At 46.1% G+C, this 19,229-nt stretch carries 18 protein-coding genes; 1 reads left to right on the top strand and 17 read right to left on the bottom strand.

Going from position 1 to position 19,229, the window contains the following annotated elements; genetic code table 11:
* Window positions 1–9: 9 nt before the first annotated feature.
* Genes R8806_RS04800 through R8806_RS04745 form a run of 12 tightly spaced genes read right to left on the bottom strand, consistent with a single transcriptional unit; the run spans window position 10 to window position 11,383 of the window.
* Window positions 10–1,995, bottom strand: coding sequence for a zincin-like metallopeptidase domain-containing protein (locus tag R8806_RS04800; protein WP_151411699.1), 1,986 nt, complete (start codon window positions 1,993–1,995; stop codon window positions 10–12).
* A gap of 13 nt (window positions 1,996–2,008) precedes the next feature.
* Window positions 2,009–3,841, bottom strand: coding sequence for a hypothetical protein (locus R8806_RS04795; protein ID WP_151411595.1), 1,833 nt, complete (start codon window positions 3,839–3,841; stop codon window positions 2,009–2,011).
* A 3-nt stretch (window positions 3,842–3,844) separates the two neighbouring features.
* Entirely contained in the window at window positions 3,845–4,126 is a 282-nt protein-coding gene (locus R8806_RS04790; RefSeq protein ID WP_008771370.1) for a hypothetical protein, read from the bottom strand.
* A 23-nt stretch (window positions 4,127–4,149) separates the two neighbouring features.
* A complete protein-coding gene (locus R8806_RS04785) occupies window positions 4,150–4,980 on the bottom strand; it encodes a M23 family metallopeptidase (RefSeq protein ID WP_151411593.1) in 831 nt (276 codons plus the stop codon).
* A 29-nt stretch (window positions 4,981–5,009) separates the two neighbouring features.
* Window positions 5,010–5,666, bottom strand: a complete 657-nt coding sequence (locus tag R8806_RS04780; protein WP_151411591.1) for a hypothetical protein — start codon at window positions 5,664–5,666, stop codon at window positions 5,010–5,012.
* A 28-nt stretch (window positions 5,667–5,694) separates the two neighbouring features.
* Window positions 5,695–6,375, bottom strand: a complete 681-nt coding sequence (locus tag R8806_RS04775; protein WP_151411589.1) for a hypothetical protein — start codon at window positions 6,373–6,375, stop codon at window positions 5,695–5,697.
* Between the two features lie 20 nt (window positions 6,376–6,395).
* Window positions 6,396–7,085: a hypothetical protein gene (locus R8806_RS04770; RefSeq protein WP_151411587.1), complete on the bottom strand. Its 690-nt coding sequence runs from the start codon at window positions 7,083–7,085 to the stop codon at window positions 6,396–6,398.
* A complete protein-coding gene (locus R8806_RS04765) occupies window positions 7,066–7,551 on the bottom strand; it encodes a PH domain-containing protein (protein ID WP_151411585.1) in 486 nt (161 codons plus the stop codon). The genes R8806_RS04770 and R8806_RS04765 overlap by 20 nt, the downstream gene beginning before the upstream one ends.
* 5 nt (window positions 7,552–7,556) lie before the next feature.
* Window positions 7,557–8,729: a toprim domain-containing protein gene (locus R8806_RS04760; protein WP_151411583.1), complete on the bottom strand. Its 1,173-nt coding sequence runs from the start codon at window positions 8,727–8,729 to the stop codon at window positions 7,557–7,559.
* A 20-nt stretch (window positions 8,730–8,749) separates the two neighbouring features.
* Window positions 8,750–10,369 carry a hypothetical protein gene (locus R8806_RS04755; RefSeq protein ID WP_167513906.1) on the bottom strand — a complete coding sequence of 540 codons (1,620 nt, stop codon included), beginning with the start codon at window positions 10,367–10,369 and terminating at the stop codon, window positions 8,750–8,752.
* Window positions 10,370–10,378: 9 nt separating this feature from the next.
* A complete protein-coding gene (locus tag R8806_RS04750) occupies window positions 10,379–10,603 on the bottom strand; it encodes a hypothetical protein (RefSeq protein WP_075965714.1) in 225 nt (74 codons plus the stop codon).
* Window positions 10,604–10,624: 21 nt separating this feature from the next.
* Entirely contained in the window at window positions 10,625–11,383 is a 759-nt protein-coding gene (locus R8806_RS04745; RefSeq protein WP_151411581.1) for a DUF4099 domain-containing protein, read from the bottom strand.
* A 220-nt stretch (window positions 11,384–11,603) separates the two neighbouring features.
* On the opposite strand from R8806_RS04745, the gene R8806_RS04740 reads away from it, so the two are divergent.
* Window positions 11,604–12,251, top strand: coding sequence for a M23 family metallopeptidase (locus R8806_RS04740; RefSeq protein WP_120096460.1), 648 nt, complete (start codon window positions 11,604–11,606; stop codon window positions 12,249–12,251).
* A gap of 58 nt (window positions 12,252–12,309) precedes the next feature.
* Here R8806_RS04740 and R8806_RS04735 read toward each other — a convergent pair whose 3' ends face one another.
* The 5 genes from R8806_RS04735 to R8806_RS04715 are packed head-to-tail and all read right to left on the bottom strand — an operon-like array spanning window position 12,310 to window position 19,228.
* The gene (locus R8806_RS04735; protein ID WP_103878067.1) at window positions 12,310–14,091 is read right to left on the bottom strand and encodes a hypothetical protein; all 1,782 of its coding nucleotides are present in this window, start codon (window positions 14,089–14,091) and stop codon (window positions 12,310–12,312) included.
* On the bottom strand, window positions 14,081–14,641 hold the full coding sequence (locus R8806_RS04730; protein ID WP_120096463.1) for a hypothetical protein: 561 nt from the start codon (window positions 14,639–14,641) through the stop codon (window positions 14,081–14,083). The genes R8806_RS04735 and R8806_RS04730 overlap by 11 nt, the downstream gene beginning before the upstream one ends.
* Before the next feature lie 7 nt (window positions 14,642–14,648).
* The gene (locus R8806_RS04725; protein WP_103878068.1) at window positions 14,649–15,047 is read right to left on the bottom strand and encodes a hypothetical protein; all 399 of its coding nucleotides are present in this window, start codon (window positions 15,045–15,047) and stop codon (window positions 14,649–14,651) included.
* Between the two features lie 20 nt (window positions 15,048–15,067).
* Window positions 15,068–15,865 (bottom strand): leucine-rich repeat domain-containing protein, encoded by a 798-nt coding sequence (locus R8806_RS04720; protein WP_104369956.1) that lies wholly within the window; start codon window positions 15,863–15,865, stop codon window positions 15,068–15,070.
* A 12-nt stretch (window positions 15,866–15,877) separates the two neighbouring features.
* Window positions 15,878–19,228 carry a DEAD/DEAH box helicase family protein gene (locus R8806_RS04715; protein ID WP_120096385.1) on the bottom strand — a complete coding sequence of 1,117 codons (3,351 nt, stop codon included), beginning with the start codon at window positions 19,226–19,228 and terminating at the stop codon, window positions 15,878–15,880.
* Window position 19,229: the final 1 nt, after the last annotated feature.

Raw genomic sequence — 19,229 nt, 5'->3', positions numbered from 1 at the left:
TTTGTCTGTTTATCGGTGCATTCCTTTTGATACCTCTTCCTCTTTAGGCCGGTCGTGCTTGATTTCCTCGTCACGGCTGATTTTCGTTTCCACTTCCTCCTCCTGTCTCTCGGAAGAGGTCTGTTCCTGTGTCTGGCTTTTGTTCAGCACGTCCGCGAAAAGCGTTGCTGCCAGATGCTGTTTGAAACTGTTCCTGTCCTCGGCGACCCACATCCGTTGCCATTGCTGTGGTGTGACACTTCGGGGCTGTGGCTTCCGGTTGTCAATGGTGGGAGCGCAGAGTATCGCCCCGTTCTTTGTCTTGAACACGGCCACTCGTTGTATGCGGTTCAAGTCAATGCTTTCATCTGCCGTATGGAACAGGTCCACCTTTAGATCCGGCTTGCTCTCGGCAAGGGCGTAGTATTTTCTGGCCAGTTCTCCACGCACCTTGTCTATATTATCCAATGACTGTTTCAGCGTGGTGAAGAAACGGTTCAGGTCATCCTTTTCGGGATAGACGCTGTAACCGGCTTTTCCTTCCGGCTTGATGAACAAAGCCCAGCGGTTCTTGTCATCCTGTACCATCTGTATCTTCTCAAACCAGGGTTTGTCAGCTTGCTTCACTGCGGGGTGCGCATCGATGGTGGAGAGTGTTTCCAATGCCCAGTTTTTCAGACGCGCCACCTCTATCTGCTTTTCGGCGAAGTAACGGTCATCGGGACGGTAGCCCAACGCACCGTCCGGATTATAGAAACGCACTTTTTCAATGCCGCTTTTCTCCAATGCGCTTTGTATGCGCTGTTTGCTCATTCCCTTGATCTCGTTGTTCACCTCCAGGGATGCACCGGCAGGGAGTATCACATCGGCACTCCTGCCTTGTTTGTCGATGACCAGGACAATGGTCTTGTTTTCCTTGTCGGGATGCTTCTTGATTTCGTCAGCCACGAAGAAATGCTTGGGCATTTGCTCCCGCATCTGTTCTGTCTGGCGGTGGTTACGATAGGTGGCATACTCGATTTTCTCGCCCCGTTCCGCTTTGCGTATCACTTCCAGCGCATTGTTCACATCGCTCTCGATGGCATCTATCAGACAAGGGTTCTCTTTCAGTTCACGGTTCCAATAATCCACCAGTTTGACACTCTCGTCCGACAACCGGGCCGGAAGTCCCATTTCCAGCATCTTGATACCCGAAGCGATTTCGGCAATCAGCCGTTCCTGCTTGACGGCATCCTCTGTTGGGGGAATCCCGCTTTTCATCACCATTCCCTCACGGGCAAGGCGTTGCTGGTGTCCGGTGGCTGCTATGATTTGCCGAAGGGTTTCCTGCGCGTAATCGGTGTAATGTGCGAAATCCTTTTGCCGTGGAATATATATCGCGTCTTTCTGGCTGTCATAATGCGCCACACCGCTGCCATCCGTGCGAACCGGTGCCAGATTTCTCGAAATAGACTGTACGAAGGCATTGAATTTCGGCCTGAGTTCACGCAACTCCTTTTCTCCGAATCCTTGCTCGACACTGTTGCCGTATTTTGCCAATGCGTCATCGTATGCTTGTCTGTCAACGTGGGGCAGCAAAGTCTGGTCGATATTGAACAATGTGCGTATCTCCCTGTTGTGTACGCCTTTGTATCGGTTCTTCTCTTCGGGAGAAAGTTTTTGGTAGTCATCCCTTGATATGACCTCGTTGGGATTGTTCCTGTTCACGTACTTGTTCCAGTTATAGAACAGGAACGGTACTCCTTTTTCGTGTTCCTTGACGGATTCGCCTCTTGCCTTTGCTTCGCTATATAAGGTGAAGAGGTTGCTCTTGCATCCGTGCTTGTCCGAGTGCAGAGCCATGAACAGGGCGTTGAACGGACTGACCGCCACGCCTGCCGGATAAAACTTGGGATATCCCTTTCCTGTGGCATTGAGCCAGTGGCCGCCCGCGCTGACCGCTCCGCTTAACGCTCCGGAGAGCAGTTCCACTTGTTTGTCGGCGGCATTTTTCTCAAACTGTGATTTCTCTTTCATATCTGTTGCTGTTTTATTGTATTCCTCTGGTACGCACAATCGTTTCCCGGTCGTTCTCTTCGTAATTCTGCGACATCAGTTGCTGGGTACGGTCGCTCTTGGCAAGGATGGCATTGGCAAGGGTATTAAGCGGCAATGCCCCGGCATTGTAAGCTGACACCACTTTTTCAGGCAACTGGATGGTGCAAGGTACATGGTCTATGGTTGCGATAAGGTTGTTCCCTTGCAGTATCGGACCGGAAATCCGTGGATTCAGCGGTTCGTCCGCATAGACCCGGTATCGGACGGAACGGTTTCCCGTATTCAAACCGTTATCTTCATTCCGTTCCCATCCTAATGCCTCGTGTCCTGCCTTGTTCAACAAATTGGCACCGCCCAGTCCGATCATCATCATTTTGAGAATAGGATTCTTAATGAATATACCGGCGACGATGCTGGCGATAGGCAGTACATTGTCTCCCAAATCCAATGATTTTGTCCTGCCCGTAAACATACCCACCAGAATATCCGGCAACATGGCAAGCACATAACCCAAATTTTTGCTTATGTCTCCCATACCACTCAATCCCAAGGTTGAGAAAAAATCGCCCCAGCCGTTTTCGTTGGCATTGGCGGTTTGCTGTCCTGCCTGTCGGTTCTGTTCTGGTTCAATGGCTGTATCTTTCCTTGATTCTTCTGCCGTTTCCGTTTCATTGGTTTGTTGGACGGATTGTGCGGTATGGATGTTTCCCGATTGTCCCGGATTGCTTGCAAGCGCGGATTGACCTTTAACCTCTTCTTTCTTCTCCATATCCTGCAAATAAGTTTCCATGTATTCCGGAGCGATGACCATCGGAATATCCCTGTATCGCTCATCTTTTATCTTTTGGCCGGCAATAAAATCAAACGGCATTTTCGCTTGGGCGTTATGGCTCATCCAGTCCCTGAAATCAAAACTCTGTACGGAAATCTTCTTGGTCAGCCGTTCATTGGTGGCGATGATATAAGGATTGTCATTGGCTCGAATTTCATAGGCTTCTTTACGGAATCTGTCAAAGACATTCCTCTCACTTCCGAATACGCCCTTGCTGATGCAATCTTCAACGGATGCAGTGTTTCCTGTTTTGTCCTTGGAGGAAGTCAGTGCTGAAAATGCCAGGTCAGCCCCGACAAATTTGGCGAAGCTCGCCCAACTTCCCGTACCGCCGAGCGATATGGCATCGATGCTTGCACCGATGACTTTGCCTGTCCCTTTTTCCAGTTTGGACGGTTTGTAGGCTGCTTCCCCACGTCGCTCGATTTCTGCGGCAAGCGGTGACTGGTTCAATGTGTATGACAGCCCGAAAAGCGTGTTCTGTGCCGCCTTGCGCATGATGTATTCAGCGGAAGACTTGGGCATATTGTCTTTGACCATCTTGCCCATCATCAACTCTCCGATACGGTATTCCGTATATGCGTAAGCGAGGTCGCACCCTAATTGCCCGGACAGTTCATCATATCTTTCCCTGCCGATTTCATCCACCACGGTTGTGCGCCACTCGTTTGCCAACAATGCGAGGTCTGCCTGTATCTCCTTATTGTTTGCAATCTTCTCCCTGCACATTTCCAGATAGTCCTCCGAGGTCTTGGAGTTCCATTCCCCGGTCACTCTCAGTGTCTGGTACGGATCCATCATCGGATTACCGGCTGCCGCCATAGAACCGAGGATACCGGCTGTACTGGTGGAATATGCAGCCATTTCTTCCGTTTGTTTGCGGTTGAGATAGTTCTGCGTGTCTCGCATGACAGGGGCAAGGTGACTATTGAAGTAGTCACCGAATATCCTTTCTATCTCCGCAAAGCGTGCTGTATGCTTGATTTCGCCCATGTTCTAATAATTCAATTGGTTCAACAGTTGTTCCTTGGTTTGTTCTATGGCGTTGTGGTATATCTCCATCTGCTTGGGGAAGAACTCTTCCAGCCATTCATCCTTTTCTATCCGGTCCTGAATGAAACGGATGGCGGCCATCCGGTCGATTTCTACGGAATGTTCGCCTTCCTCCCGGTTATTGAACCATGCTTTCGTCCACCATCGGACTCCGGCACGGTCGGGATAGACGGACACCATTCTCGGAATATCGAAGCTCTGTACGTCTATCTCCAGTTCCGACAACGGGTCGATAATGCCACTGCTGGCTACTGCCTCGGATTGAAGTTTTTTTTTACTTCCTCGCTCATGGTAGAGAGATAGACATTGTGCCTGAGAGCGAGATAATTGAGAAAGTCCGCTATCAGGAGATTCTGTACCTTGCCGGCCAAAGGCAAGGCACGGCTGCCTATGCCCAAAGGGTTTGCCATGCTCGGCATCGACTCAAAGAAGTAGTTCTTGGCCGCTCCCACGGTGAACACATTACGCAGGGACTGTTCTGTATATTCGGGTACGATGTACTCGCCACGGAACAGGTCTTCCATATAGACGGGAAGGAAGCGGAGCATCAGTTCCTCGATTTCCTCCTTGTCACGGTCGTACCTGGTTTTAATCTCACCGTCAAACGGAGTGAACTCGTGTGCCGCACTGTGTCCCGATTTGCCGAGTGCCTGGATATTGCCGTAAAGCATGGTCAGGAACTCTATCGGATTCAGTTCCTCGCCGTCAAACGCCACTTCCATGTGAAGGTCGTTTCCACTGATGGCTACCGTCTGACCTGCTTTTACCTTTTGTCCGAAACGGATGAATATATTAGCAAGATGCGCATAGGTCACTTCGTATTTGCCGTAGCGTATGACAATATATACACCATGCTCTTTGTCCGTACCGATACTTGACACGACACCGCTTGCCACTGCCGCCAAAGGGCGGTGACTGGCATGGAAGTCTATGCCGTGATGAAAGGATGTCTCTCCGGTGACGGCATCTTTCAGTTCTCCGTAGCCTTTTGACAAGGTTACTTCTTTATTCTTTTCTTCCTCAAAGGGCATACAATAGCCGCTTGGGGACTGTAGAATCATTTCTTCCGTGTATTTCATTTGTAGAATATTATTGTGTTATGACTGTCTTATCTTCTCATTCCTCCGCTATGGGTCTGTTCCTCCTGTTCCTGCTGTGGACGGGCTTGACGCTGGTTGTCGGTAACGGACGCTTCTTGCTGGCGTTGGGTGTTGTTGCCAATCATCATCATGGTCAAGAAGATACCGGCTATCTTGCCGAGCCAGCCTGTACGTCCGAACACGAGGAATGCCCCGGCAATCAATCCGACTATGCTTAATCCCGATACTTTGCCATGCGCGAGGTTGCTGAAAAAGTTGCCTAACATATTCCCGGCATTCCCGTTGGAAACACCGCTTAAAAAATTGGACGCTCCATCGAGCGTGGAAGAGAGCGAACTTGACGCCTGGCTCACGCTGTCAAAAGTCTGTTCGGCTTTGCCGGTAAGTTTGTTTACCGTTTCGGTAGCCGCTTTCGCCGTGCCGCTGATGGCGTTGGTGGTGTCTTCTCCAATGACGGCATCGCTCACGATGCGCACCACGCTCTTGTCGGTGGTCAGTTTCTCCCAGCCGACATATCCGGCCGCGGCTCCTACGGTTGCCGTCTTCAATGCGCTTCCTGCCCCTCGCAAGGTCTGTGATGGGTGCAATACGGCTCCACCAACGGCTTTGCCTGTCGCTCCTGCGGCTTTACCGCCTGTCTTTAATAATGAACTCCAGAATCCCATATCTTTTTGTTTTTATATTCCCGTTATGTTAAAAAGCACCGGCCTTTCCGCTTCGTTTCCACCGTTTCATGGCAGACCTGGCTATCTCTGCTTTGTTGGCTTTGGGTTGTTCCCGTTCCGTGATTTCTGCCCACACGTCACCCATCGAGGAGTATTTCACCGCCATGGTCAGCCGTCGCAGCTTTTTGTTCATCAGTTGCAGCTTGGGACGGATTCCGAACACGATTTCCATCCGCTGTTTCTCCGTCATCTTGTTGTCTGACAGGCAGACCGTGCGTATGTCATTGACAATTTCCATGGAGTTGTATATCAGTTCCCGGTATATCTTGTTCCGGTTCGTGGAGAGTGCTACTGCCACGGCATTGGCAGGACTTTTCCTGAGTTGCCCGGTGAACTCTCCCATGTTTTCCGTGAGATGGGTTATCTCGTGATAGAAGCCGTATATCTGTGCGGCGTAACTGATGACCGAACGGAATGAATCCAGATAATCATTGAACTCCCGTTGCAGGTCGGTGACGGCTTCCACCTCCTCTTTCGTCCAGATGTGTCCGGTGGTTTGCAGGAGCATGATTTTCTCTTGGTTCTTCAAGGTCTTCTTGGACTTTTCGGTATAGATGAGAACCATTCCGGCAAGGGTGGGGTCTATCTGCGCGTGGACTTTCACGCCTATGCACAGCAGTGTGATTATGATAAAGATTGCCCGTCTCATTTTCTCTTTCCTCCATCTTTTTATCTTGCTGTTGCCGCCCTGCGCCACCTGCTCATTGCCATTCGTGCCACTTCACCATTGTTCCTGTCCAGCATACCTGCCGTCACGTTGTTCCACACGTCAGTCATCGTGTAAGTCCTGATGCTCAGGTAAAGCAGGTTGAGTTTCTTTTGGAATGCGGACAGTTGGTCGTTCAATGCCCATAGGGTCTGGCTCCGTTCCGCTCCCGTAAGCATATTCTCCTTACCTCCTTTTGCCACGGCATCACGGAGCAGGGAGAATACCGTCACCAGTTCGGTTGTGGTCTCGATATACAGGTTGTTCATGCTCATTGCGGCGACAATGCCCTGTGGATTGTCGCTGATGGCTTTCTTCAACTTGCATAGCGAGATAAAAATCCTCACACCGTCATTGTACAGGTGGGTACAGGCTTTCAGCGAGGATGCGAAACCGCTTGCCGTTTTAAGGTAGCTGTTGTATTTCTTCTCCCACTGGCGCATCTGCTCGAACTCTGCGGCAATGGTATTCTGCAAAAGGGCGGTTTTCTTCTGCCCGTCCATCTGGTCTTTGACTTTGCCGAGAATCAATTCGTTGCCTTCTGCCAATGCCACATATTCCAACGGATTGGTCGTGACAATCTGCGCCTTTGCCGTGACTGACAAGATGATGCCGAATAGGAGCATCGCTATTTTAGTGATTGGTGATCTCATAGATTCCTTTTCGTTGTTTGTTAAACTCTACACGCTCTCTGATAATATCCACGATATTGATTCGTTTGGGCAGACCTGTCAATTCCAGCTTGGGCGTGGTCCTGTCCATAGACAACACCGTGACAGTCTTTAGTCCGAAAATCTGCTGCAACAAGCTCTGCTGTTCGTGGAAGTCCACCACACGGTACAATTCGATGTAACCGATACTGCGTTGGAACACGCCATGCTCGGCAGTCAGCTGTTCGCTACCGACGTGATAGCGTATGCGTTTCAGGTATATAAGCCGGTAAATCAAAATGAGGGAAAGGAGAACGGCAAGGAGGGTGGCGATAGATGCAAGAGGGGCGTTCTTCATTCCTCCATAGACCAGTCCCACGGGACAAAGCAACAGCAAGGGCAGTTCGTCAATGAAGAACTGTGCCGTTTGCGGTCGTAGCGAAATCTCTCTGTATATCGGTTGTTGCATGGCTCTTATCTGTGTATATTTGGTTGTCGGTGTTCTTCTTCCTTGTCGGTTGCATACCCTGTGGTACCGAGTGGTGCTCCCAATGGGATAATCGCGTCCTTGATGCTGTCAAGGTATTCCTCGCTTGTCTTGCCAAGCAGGGCATCGTTCCAGTCCTTGTAACAGGGCATCAAGGGAAATACTTTTATACGGTCGGAATTGATGTGCATGGATTCCGCTATGGCTTGGAACTTCTTCACGAACTCACGCCCGGCACTGTCGTTGTCGAAACACAAGTAGTGGTTTATATCCGGAGTGACGGAAAGCATACCGCGAATCTGCATATCGGTGGGAGTGCCGCCCGTGGAGACGAACACGCTTTTCTTGGAAAGGTCAGGGTTGTCCCGAAAACCATTCCTGTGTATCTGGTAGAAAGCCATTGCATCGTAGGCACTTTCAAACCACGCAACGCCGCCTGCCTTTTGCAAAGGCTCACCGCTGAAATTGGCTATCCATAAGCCCTCGCTGCTGTTGCTGCCCTCGGCTTTGCCCTTGTAACTTCCGCTACCGTCCATCTTGGGACGGCCTCGTTCCTCCAGTCCTGCAATCTTGTTCGGCTCTTTGGGAAGTACCAGTGGAAAGGCAAGGTTGGCATACGCCAAACCGTCTGAACGGTGTCTGGTAGCCAGAAAGAAATGGTCGGCAAAAGCCCGTTGTGTGAAGATGTCGATGCCACGGTTCTTGAAATAGGGATAAAAACGTTTGTGGGTCTCTCTGTCTTTCACGTCAAAACGGTGGATGTCGTAATCATCCAGCCTGAACGGAGTGTTCTCCCGTCTGGGTTGGATGATGCGCAAAGGTCTGTCATTGATGGGTTGGTTCAACAGCCTGTTGCAGACAAGGTTGACCAACCTGTCGGGAGAGACGCCGTTCCGGTGTTCCGCAAATTTCTCAGGGAATGCCTTGATAAAGGATATGATATTATAGAGCTTTTGCTGTGGTGGCTGGAAACAGCATTTGCCGTTCGGCGTGACGATGAACTTGTCACCACGGATGCGTGTGCCGTTGCTGTCCGTGCGGATATAGGACGGATAACGCAAGCCGTCACGCTTGTTCAGGTGATAGCCTGCGTCCATCAGTATATCCTGAATGTCCAGCCGTTGCAGGAAGTCATCGTATGTCAGTTCTCCGTTTGCCATCTGTGTGTTCCTTTTATTCCTTAAAATCCTCTGCGCATCTCTGCCACCTCCTTGTTCATCTGCGCTTCAAAGTTCCTTGCTGCCACATCCATCGGCGAGTCCACTCCCGGCTTGAAATAAGGACGGGGTGCGGAACAGAAACGCTCTCCGTAAAATTCCGGACAGGGATGGTGAAGCCCGTGGGCGACATCCGACAGCACTACCGCACCTGCGGCAAGTGCGGCGAATATCTTCGTACCCAATCCGCTGCTCATTTCAGGACGGGTCTTCATATCCACTTCGTTGAATATCTTGGAAAAGAGCTTCATGCGGTGGTAGTCATCGACTGCCAGAAACTTGTCGTACTGTTTCTGGCTGATTTCATGGGTGATGGGTTCTCCGTTGATAATGGCGGTCATCTTGTATTTGCCCTCCGTTTCTGCCGGTTGTACGGCGATGGCTTCCACTTCCACCTCACGTCCATGTTCTCCTTCCCGGTACCAGCCTTTGTTTTCGTTGATGTATGACAAGTCCCGTCCGTCAATCAAGGCTCCTTCTTGTGGCTCTCTGATGATATGTTCGTCTTCTTGCAGTACTGTCTGTTCGGTAGAGTGCGGTGCAAGGCTGTTATCGGATTCCAATGGCAGGAGCAAGTCCTGTTCCTGCCGGTTCCGCATAGCCAGATCCTGCTCCACTTCGGGGTGCAGGGCAATGCTGATGCGCTCCTTGCTGTTCAGCGATTCCAATGTGATTTTATCGGAATAGTCATTTTGAATGACATTGTTCAGAATCTCCAGGCGTTTCTCAACCGGATGCTCTTCAATGGAATTAGATACCAGTGCGGATAATTCCTCTTCTGTCAGGTCATAGACCATATCGGCACTGACTTTTTCCGACTGGACGGTCAGTGTTCCGGCTTCCGTATCCACGATGATGCCGTGTGACGAAAGGCATTCCTGCCACTTCTCATTGGAGAAATAGACGGGTGAGGTAATCAACTCCTTGTAAGGCTTTGCCGGTTCTTCGCTTCTTGGCTTGTTTACCATCGGGGTGATGACTGCCTGCAAATCCTGCAAGACATCCTGTCGGACTGGCTGTACCTGCTCTTGTGGTTGCCGATGCCCTTTGTAGTAGAATCCGTAACCGCCGGATTGCATTTCACCGGGTTTCATCCGTCCGTCCGGGCGTTCTGCCACCATAGGCGTACCTGCATAGAAAAGCCGGCCGCCGACCCTGCGCAAGTGATAGCCTTCCTGCTGTCTGGGAGTCCATCCGAGGAAAGAGGGTGGCATACCGTACCTGCCGACCCTGCCATACTCACCGATGCCGATACGGTAGCCGTGAAGTCCCATTGCCACACGACCGTTGGCGTTGCGAGCGTGGACGAAGTTGCGGGGCATATCAAAATCGTCCTTTACGATGTCCGTGAAGGTCTCGTAGGCTTTCTTGTTGGCATGGTTCGTTCCCCAGTCGCTCAGGGCCTGCATCTGCTGCCTGCTGATGGGGTATCGTAACAGTGGGGAATCGTGCCCCTGTACTACCAGCTGGTAGCTGTCACCCACAGGTACGACATGGGCTTGCATACCGTTGCGCATCAAAAGAGCACGCATTTCGGGTTGCAAGTCCGGTCTCATCGGGTTTGTGTTGGTTCGTATTGCCATAGTCCGTGTTTATGCTTCACCGCTTTCCATGGCGGCTTCTAATTGTTCACTCTTGTAGTGGACGAATTGCTCGGCTGCCGCATCGTCAATCGTGAGCGAGTGCGCCTTGCAGTATTCCACCAGTTCTTCCTGCCATTCGGCAGAAAAGTGGTTGACGTAATCCAGCCAGCCGTATTCTCCGCGCTCCATCTTCTCGATGAGCACTTCTTCGGGATAATAGGTGTTTTGTGCCATAATTACAGTGTTTGAAAGGTTTTACTTGTGAAGTCCCGCACCCATATTGCGTTGGGCACTCTTTTTCTGTTCGTTCCAGAGTTCTTCCGTGTATTGCTCTTCCGGGATATAGTCGAGATTGCCGTCATCGTCCATCATCCAGCAACCGTAACAGCCGAAGGTGTATTTATCCCATTCTCTTTTGGTCTGCTCGCTCCATTTCTTGGTGTCTCCCTGGCAGAAGCGGATACCGTCCTTCTCGTGCAGGCTGATGCCGACTGTTACAGGCTCGTCTTGCATCACAAAGGTCAGCGGTTCGCCCTGCTGCATCACCTTGATTTCGGCATTGCTGAGTTTCAGTTCTTCTGCCATCACCTGTAGGTTCCGGGCGATGACCTGCGTGGGGACGGACATGACCTGATTGGTTTCGGTATCGATCTGTACGAAGGCTTTTGTCTTTCGCCCGTCAGCCGTTACCGTGTCGGCAAGAATGACTTTGCCGGAACGGAGCTGCCTCTGTTGTTCCTCGCTGTACTTCTCCAAGGAGGATTTCTTCAGCACTGGGTAGAACACGACATCGGCTTCTCCGTTCTCCTTGCGCACGAAAGCGAATCGGCTACGGTCGGTGACCGTGTTTCCGTTATCATCGTTTACCTTGATGGGAAGTACAGGCGAGTGCCTGCCGTGGCTGAGTTCTTCCAAGATGTGCATAGGAAGGTCTTCAATCATTTCCTGTGTGAGTCCGAACTGCGAGAGAGTTTCGTAAGGCAGTTCTTCAAATTCAAATCGTACTTGTTTCATATTTTAATATGATATTTTGATTATACTTTGACAAAGGTATATACTATTGTTCATACTTCAATTTGTGTAGTTCTAAATAGCCTGATTATTTGTGTTTATTTATGCTTTAAGTATGATTATAATGCAGTATTCATACTCTGAACTTATTTAATGTTATATTTTGGAGGTAAATCAAGACATCTTTTGGCACGGTCGGAGAACTGTTCCTACATTTGCATCTATGAGTAATACACGAATCGTTATAGCCCTTCTTTTGTTATTATCCGGGAACCATGTGAAAGCGCAGTTCAACACGGTTTCCTTTCCGGGCAATCGCTATAAAGTCACTGTTGAAAATCCCACCCGGACGACAAACAAAGCAGAGGCGACACCCGAAAGCATCACCTCTGTAAATGAAAAGTCCGTACCCGACAAGGTTTCATTGTCAAGTACTGACACAAAAAAGAAAGAGCAGGTAGCTCGCTATCTCAGCGTATGCTATCCGCTCTCACATATCAAGATAAATTCGCCTTACGGTTATCGGAAAGACCCATTCACGGGGAAGAGGAAGTTTCACAATGGTATTGACCTCCATGCCCGAAGTTCCAAGGTATTTGCCATGATGCAGGGGAGAGTCTTTGCTGTTGGACAGGATAAGGTGTCCGGGAAATATGTTACTATCCAGCACGGTGGCTTTACCGTCAGTTATTGTCACTTGTCTCAAATCTCCGTATCACAGGGGCAGGACGTTCTGTCGGGTGATGTTGTCGGGATTACAGGCAATACCGGGCGCAGCACTGGGGAACATCTGCATATAACCTGTAAATATAATGGAAATAGTATAGACCCTTTTATCTTGATTAGTTATGTGAAACGAGTTAGAGAATAGTTATAGGGGTATTACGAGGTGACGATAGATTATTGTTTTAAATCTTGCAGCATCTTTATTATTTCAACAATAAGTGATAAATTGGAAAATTTACAAATATAATTTTATCGTCATTTTTCATGTTTTCAATTATATATTTTGCCACATCTGTATCCCCTAAAAGTATATTCGCTGCTGCTCTTACCATAGGTTCTGAGCTTTGGGTCATTTTTATCAACGGTTTCCTTTCTTCATCAGTCAAGTCTCGGAGTCTTTTAGTTGTTTGTAAGTAATTTATGAGGTGTATATCTGTTAACGATGTTTGCTTATCATTCTCAATTAGCCATTGAGCTAATTCTAAAGCAGTATTTAATGTAATTTTTCTTTTTGAGAGCATCTGTTTATTTTGTAATTCATCTGCGGCTTTAAGCATTTCCAAGAGGTCTAAATTGGCTTGAGTGTATACCCTAGAATCAATATCAACAAATTCTTTATATGAATCCAAAATTTTGTCATAAGGAATATTGTCAAATAATACATAGCCTAATTTTTCTAGAAATGAAAATATTGGTACCAGGAATGGTTTTTTGTTACCATCCTGGCTTACTTTTATATTTGAATTCTTGAAAAAATCATCAATATAAAACTTTCCATTGCCATCACTTTGGCAAGTCAGAAGGATGCAGATGTTCGCTATGTCTAATTTAAAGAATGCTTTGGGTTTGTTTAATCCAATGGGTTGATGTTCAATTAATGCCTTATGTAATTGAAGAATAGATTTGTTATCTTCTTTTGAAAAGATGCCATAGTCAAGTGGTGTTTTAATGTTCAATACTTTAATAACTTCCGCGTGCTTTTTAAAATTAGAAATTCTATTTTCTAAATCCGATATTATTCTATCTGTGTTTTTTGTTTTTAGAGTATGGCAATGACTTCCGAACTTTATTTGTCTAACTCTTAATAATGATAAAAAAATACTATATGCTTCTATGTATTGTTCTGTCGTTTTTGCAAGTATATCAATAGTTACATTATTTTCTTTCACATTCACGTTGTTCAATATCTTGAATGATAGCAAATTTTGAATCTCATAGGTGATAAAATCTTTTGAATATTTAAGAGTATATTCGTTGGCTATTATATTGTCTGTTACTACGGGTTCTTGCTGTATACCTGTAATCTCAGGAATACAAACAGTCATACGACTATTTCCTACGGGAATTTCTACACCTTCTTTTGTTTTCGCATACAAGAAAGACTTAAATCCATCAAATATATCCTTAGCAAAGTTTTCTTTCTTTCCTAACATAGTAAATCCCCATTGATATTCTGTCGCATCTTTTATATCCTCTATCTTAAATTCATCTTTGATAGCAAAACTCTTTTGTTTAATACAGTCAATAAGAAATTCAGCTAATTGTCTAGTTATAAAATCCTTATCGCTATCTAATATCTCAAAATGAAAATTTTTAGTCTTCTGATCATTCTTTAATTTAGATAATTCAGCTCTTATTTCTATTGGTGCCATCATTCTATAAAATATTGTGGAGGTGCCGTCTTCTTTTACTTCCACAACAAAAAACACAAATCCTTCACTACGGGCATTGTTAAGAAATACAGTCTCTATAGGAAAAGATTCTGTTTTCTTAAAGTCATTAACTTGAATACCTTTTACTTGTATCCTGATGCAACCAATAAAATTCCTTCGAACATCTTTCTTCTCTTTGTAAATATTCAAATAGCCGTCCCAATCTGGAGTTTTGTCATTTTCTTGAATTTGAGGAGAAATGAGGTTACATGTGTTGAAATATCTTTTGACAGCACCTGTGGCTAGTTCTTCAATGTCTTTTTTACTGAGCATTATCGTGATAACATTTATATTGTGGATGTTCAGAAATTACTTCTACTTTTATACACCTACGACCTTTAAGTCCAACTGCTCCATTCCTAACCAAATCTCTTGCAAGAAGTTCTGCATCTGTTTGGCTTACAGCAGTGATGACTAAAGTCTCTTGTTCATCAAAATCTGTAGTTATATCCAAAGTGTATTTATGTATTGAGTCTATCTGATTATTCTTCAGTGCTCTATCAACCATTGAAGAAGACCAATTTATAACGGATGCAGGTGCTTTACGGGTGTCTTTTAGCATTTTTACTTTCACAGCTACATCTGTTCCGTCGGGATTCACTTTCCGAAACCGCTTGCATCCACACGAGCAACACCATATCGGAGGACGACGAGGTATGTTATCTCCACCCATTATGGCTTCCTTTCGGTATTGAAGTGCAAACTCAATTTCAGTCATATCTCCTGTACCATACACTATATCAACGACCTTTTCTCCGCAATTCGGACATTTTGTTGGCTTGCGTGTTACGTTGATAATTCTTGGTCTTCTATCGTCTGGCATACTCATTTCACATAAAGTATTTGCTTAAAAAATCTTCTTGGTATTCATTGAGTTCCTTGAATTGAGTATATCGATTGATACCGATTCCTTCGAGTGCATCTAATGACAACTCTTTTCCCTCATACATAGCAGATGTTGGAGTGAGTTTATAACAATCATTGTCAGCCCTAAAAGGAGTAACCCAGCATGAACTATCTTCGCGAGTACAGCTGGTGTCAACGACTTCAAGACGATAGCGAACTTGGTAATGTCCTTTACCGCTTAGATAGAGGTAGCATATATCTCCAATTTTCAAATTTTTGTTACGAGCTTTTTTCCAGTAGGCACATCCAAGTGTTTGAATGCTCTTTACATGGTCTATCATGTTCTCTTTTCCTTTTAATAGGAATATCCGTATTGATTCCATATATTAATCAATTAAGTCCTTCATAGATTGTTTAATTTATCCATAAGAGCATAATGTAAAATAGCCACATATTTACCTTTACGGTCAACAGGGATAGAGAGGATTTTCTCCTTCATAGCTTTTACCTCATTTAAGAATTTTTGTTCTTTAGAACCTTCTGAGACTTTAATGAGTTTGTATGTGTAGTATGAATATTGACGTGTGTGGTCTTCTATGATAGATTCGTTAAAATCTTCATTCACAAACAAAATTGGGCGTGGATAACCATCCCCATATTCATCTGCCATATTTCTATATTGATTCATATAGCTAATGTTTACATACTCCAGATTATGTAATGCTGTCAAATCCACAAATGGGATTAAAACTCCGAACAATGTTAGTCTCTTTAGGTTGTTACAATGAGATAGTTCTATCCAACGTAAACTTTGTGATAAAGACATAGATACTTCTTCAAGTAAGGGGTTGAAAGAAAAATCAAGTTCGACAATTCCATCCTGCCCACCGACAACTTTCTTCAACTTCTTATTCGTTGAAAGGTCTAAGTGTATGTCATTACCTCTAACTCCTTCCCACCGAAGATATTCTAGTTCAGTACATCCCGTTGTTATCAAATCTTTGATGAACAGATAACTGCAATCAATCTTTTTTAGATTCGGGAATTCAGAGAAATTCCATGTCGTAACCTCACTATTCATAGTAATATCACTGACATTGATTTCTTCAATGGCTTCAAGTTGCTCTTTCGATGCTGTATCAACATCTATTTGATACATTCGTTTAACTACATTCTTTATGTACTGGTTCATATTATTCATAATATTAATGGTTTATGCCGCAATCACCTGACTGATAAGTTTCACATAATCAATCAACGCTTTGGGACTATCGCGGAAGATGGTTGTAAACTTATTGAAAGGTGGTTGTTGCAATACAACAGTGGTAATATCACCATTCTCGCATACATAGCGGATAAGCGTGCGCAGATATTCTTCCTGCATACGGGTCAGTTCTGCGCCATAAATCAATGCGCGATATTTCTCCAGCGCAACATTTTGTTCCACGCCAATGATTGAACGGATAAAGGCGGCCACATTGTGTTGGTATGGTTTTGTCCTTGTTTGTGCCTCAAACTCTTCCTTTGAGCCCAACTCTTCCCAGAAAATCTGTTCCAATCGGTTGATGTCCTGTTCTGAAAGCGGTTCAAGATGATATATCTTCTGTAAGGCATCATCGTCTGACAGATGTTCCTTAAGATAATCTTCCACTCTGCGGCGATAGGTGCGTATAGGAGTGATATTAACGCTTGAATTATCTTCTTCAAACGTGTCTTTTACATTAATGGTAAATGTTTGTCCTGTTGTGCTACTATCCAAGTATTGAATAAGGTCACGAAGTTCCTTCCTGACGCGTTCAAGAGAACCAAGGCTTTTCGATTCCCAGAAATGGACAGATAGCACTTCGTCCAATACATCCATCTTAGCCATTACTTGCGGAATGGACGCTTTCTTTTCTTTGAGATAACCGGCTATATCCATTATTTTCCGCTCAGAAGATGCGGAGTTGACGGTATCATCTACCAATGCAAGTTGTGATTTCAGTACCAATGCGTCAAACTTTAGCGCAGCTGTGTCGGTGGTTGTGTTTTTAAGCAATGGCGATATTTTCCCTTTCATTGCCATTACATCGCCAAGTGTCAGGCATACCATAGATTCCGGGGTGGCGTATGTTTCTACTGCTCTCAGTTGTAGCCGGACATCAATCCGATTCCTATTCAGTCCGTCTATCTGCCGGTGCAAAATGTCGGCAAGGTTGTCATGAAAAGCCTTGGTTTCCTCATTGGTCTGATGTTCTCCGTCTTGCAAGGCGAATTTTATATCCGTGCGCAAATTGAACAGCAGACTTACGATAGACTGCGACTGTGTTGGCCTGACACCTTCGGGATTCATCTCGAAATATTCAAAATTGCGGTAGAAGTCAAATATCAGAAACTCTTTCTTGTCCAAGCCTTCACCAAACAAGTTTTCGCACAGGCGTGTGCCTCTGCCTATCATTTGCCAAAACTTAATCTTGGAATGAATAGGCTTAAAGAATACCAAGTTTACAATTTCAGGAACATCAATGCCTGTGTCGAGCATATCTACCGATACTGCAATTTGAGGTTGCTTCTCTTTATCGGCAAACTTATCAAGCAGGTCTGATGAATACTTTTCGTAATTGTCAATCACCCGACAGAAATCCGGTCCCAGGTCGGAGTAAAGAGCGACAAACCGTTCGGCAATAAACACGGCATGTTTGTGATTATAAGCGAATATGATGGTTTTGCCAATCATGGTGTCTTCATTTACCCGGACACCTTCGTTCATTAATCTATTCAATACATGGTCAACTGTATCTTGGTTGAAAATATATTTGAAAATTTCTGTTGCGTTGATGGTGCGGCTATATGGGTCGTCCGGTTCCAACCCGGCCATCATTTTTTCATATTCGAAAATCTCTTCCAATTGTTTGCGCTCTTCCGGAGAAAGTTGTTCAGGATTAATCCCTTCGGTCAGGATTTGCGAATTGTCTTTGATTGCCTTGAATGGATTCAAATAACCATCTGCTACTGCTTCATCGTATTCGTAGCTGTCTGTCGGTTCGCCTTGTTCCATGCCGAAAAGGTCGTATGTGGAACGATCGACTTCATCGCGTGGCGTTGCCGTCAAGCCTAAGAGGAGTCCGTCAAAATAATCGAATATGGCTCCATACTTACCAAACACACTGCGATGGGCCTCGTCTATGATGATAAGGTCAAACCTGCCTAATGAGAATGTCTTGGAATCCTTGTCCAGATGACCTATCATGGTTTGGTAGGTAGAGAACAGGATGCGTGCTGACGTATCCACATCGCTGTCCCGCAAGGAACTGACCGTTATGTCAGGCAATAATTTTGTATAGTTCTTCTGTGCTTGATTAACCAGTTCAATTCGGTCGGCAAGGAACAGTACGTTCTTTACCCAGTTGTTCCGCACCAATACATCTACGAGCGAGATACTGACACGTGTCTTCCCCGTCCCTGTAGCCATCACCAGCAATGCTCGCCTGTGCTTCTTGTTGTAATGGTTGCAGACAGAGGCAATAACCCGTTTCTGATAATTACGGTTGGTTATCTTGTCGGAGATGGTAAGGTCTGTAATGTCATTGCGCCCTCTTTGCGAAATCATGCGTTGCAGTTCATCGATGGTATGAAATCCCATTACTTTACGCGATGGATACCCTATGCCGTCTATTATATTGGTTTCAAATCCATTGGTATAATAGATTACCGGTCTGGGACAGGCATAGCGTGCAGCCAAGCAGTCAGCGTACAATTCCGCTTGATGACGCCCTTCTGCGGCATTCTTGCTTGTGCGTTTGGCTTCGATGACAGCCAACGGTATTCCACCGGCATTGAACAATACATAATCGGCATAACCCACTCCGCTTTCATTTGGCATACCCTGTACTTCAACCTCGATGCAAGCCTGCCGTGCTATGGTTTCCCCTTTGCGCTCAGATATTTTCCAACCGGCTTCATGCAGTAGCAAATCGATATACAGCCGTCGTGTCTCCGCTTCCGACAGGTCGTTTACTACCGGCTGTGCTTCTACCGTTGCAGGCTGTGCATCGGAGCTTTCTTCCACCGCTTGTGCAGCAGTGGTGGCTGCTCGTGTGGTGGTTGTGTTTACTTGGTCTGTTTGAGGAACAATGGCGAGAGGATTTGTCTGTGGCGTTTGCGGTATCAATCCTTTATCAAAATCAGGCAAACTGTCAATCACTTGCCAAGCCAGCATGATAGAGCCAATGATGTAATAGAGGTTCAATACGGCAAAGAACGATTCTCTGCGCCCGACGAAGCCATCACCGGCGTGAGCTGCGGTATTGCCGATTTTGCGGATATAGTGAATGCGCTTCATCAGGTCTTCGCTGTCTATGAAACCGGTGAAACGCTCATCGGTGGTTAGCGAAAGCAACGAAGCCCGTTCGCCTATTTGCCACCCTTTCAGACGGTAAACGGTCTTCACCATTGTTTCTAACGCAAGCCGTGCCTGCTGTGCCGAAATCATCGGATTGTTTACTTGAAAATCCTCGGCTGTTGCACAATACCGATAGATTGTCCCTAATCCGTCAATGCCTTTTATGATGTCGAAATTCCTCATA

This window comes from Butyricimonas faecihominis (genome assembly GCF_033096445.1).
Taxonomy (GTDB): domain Bacteria; phylum Bacteroidota; class Bacteroidia; order Bacteroidales; family Marinifilaceae; genus Butyricimonas; species Butyricimonas faecihominis.
This window is presented reverse-complemented; position numbering and strand designations above follow the sequence as displayed.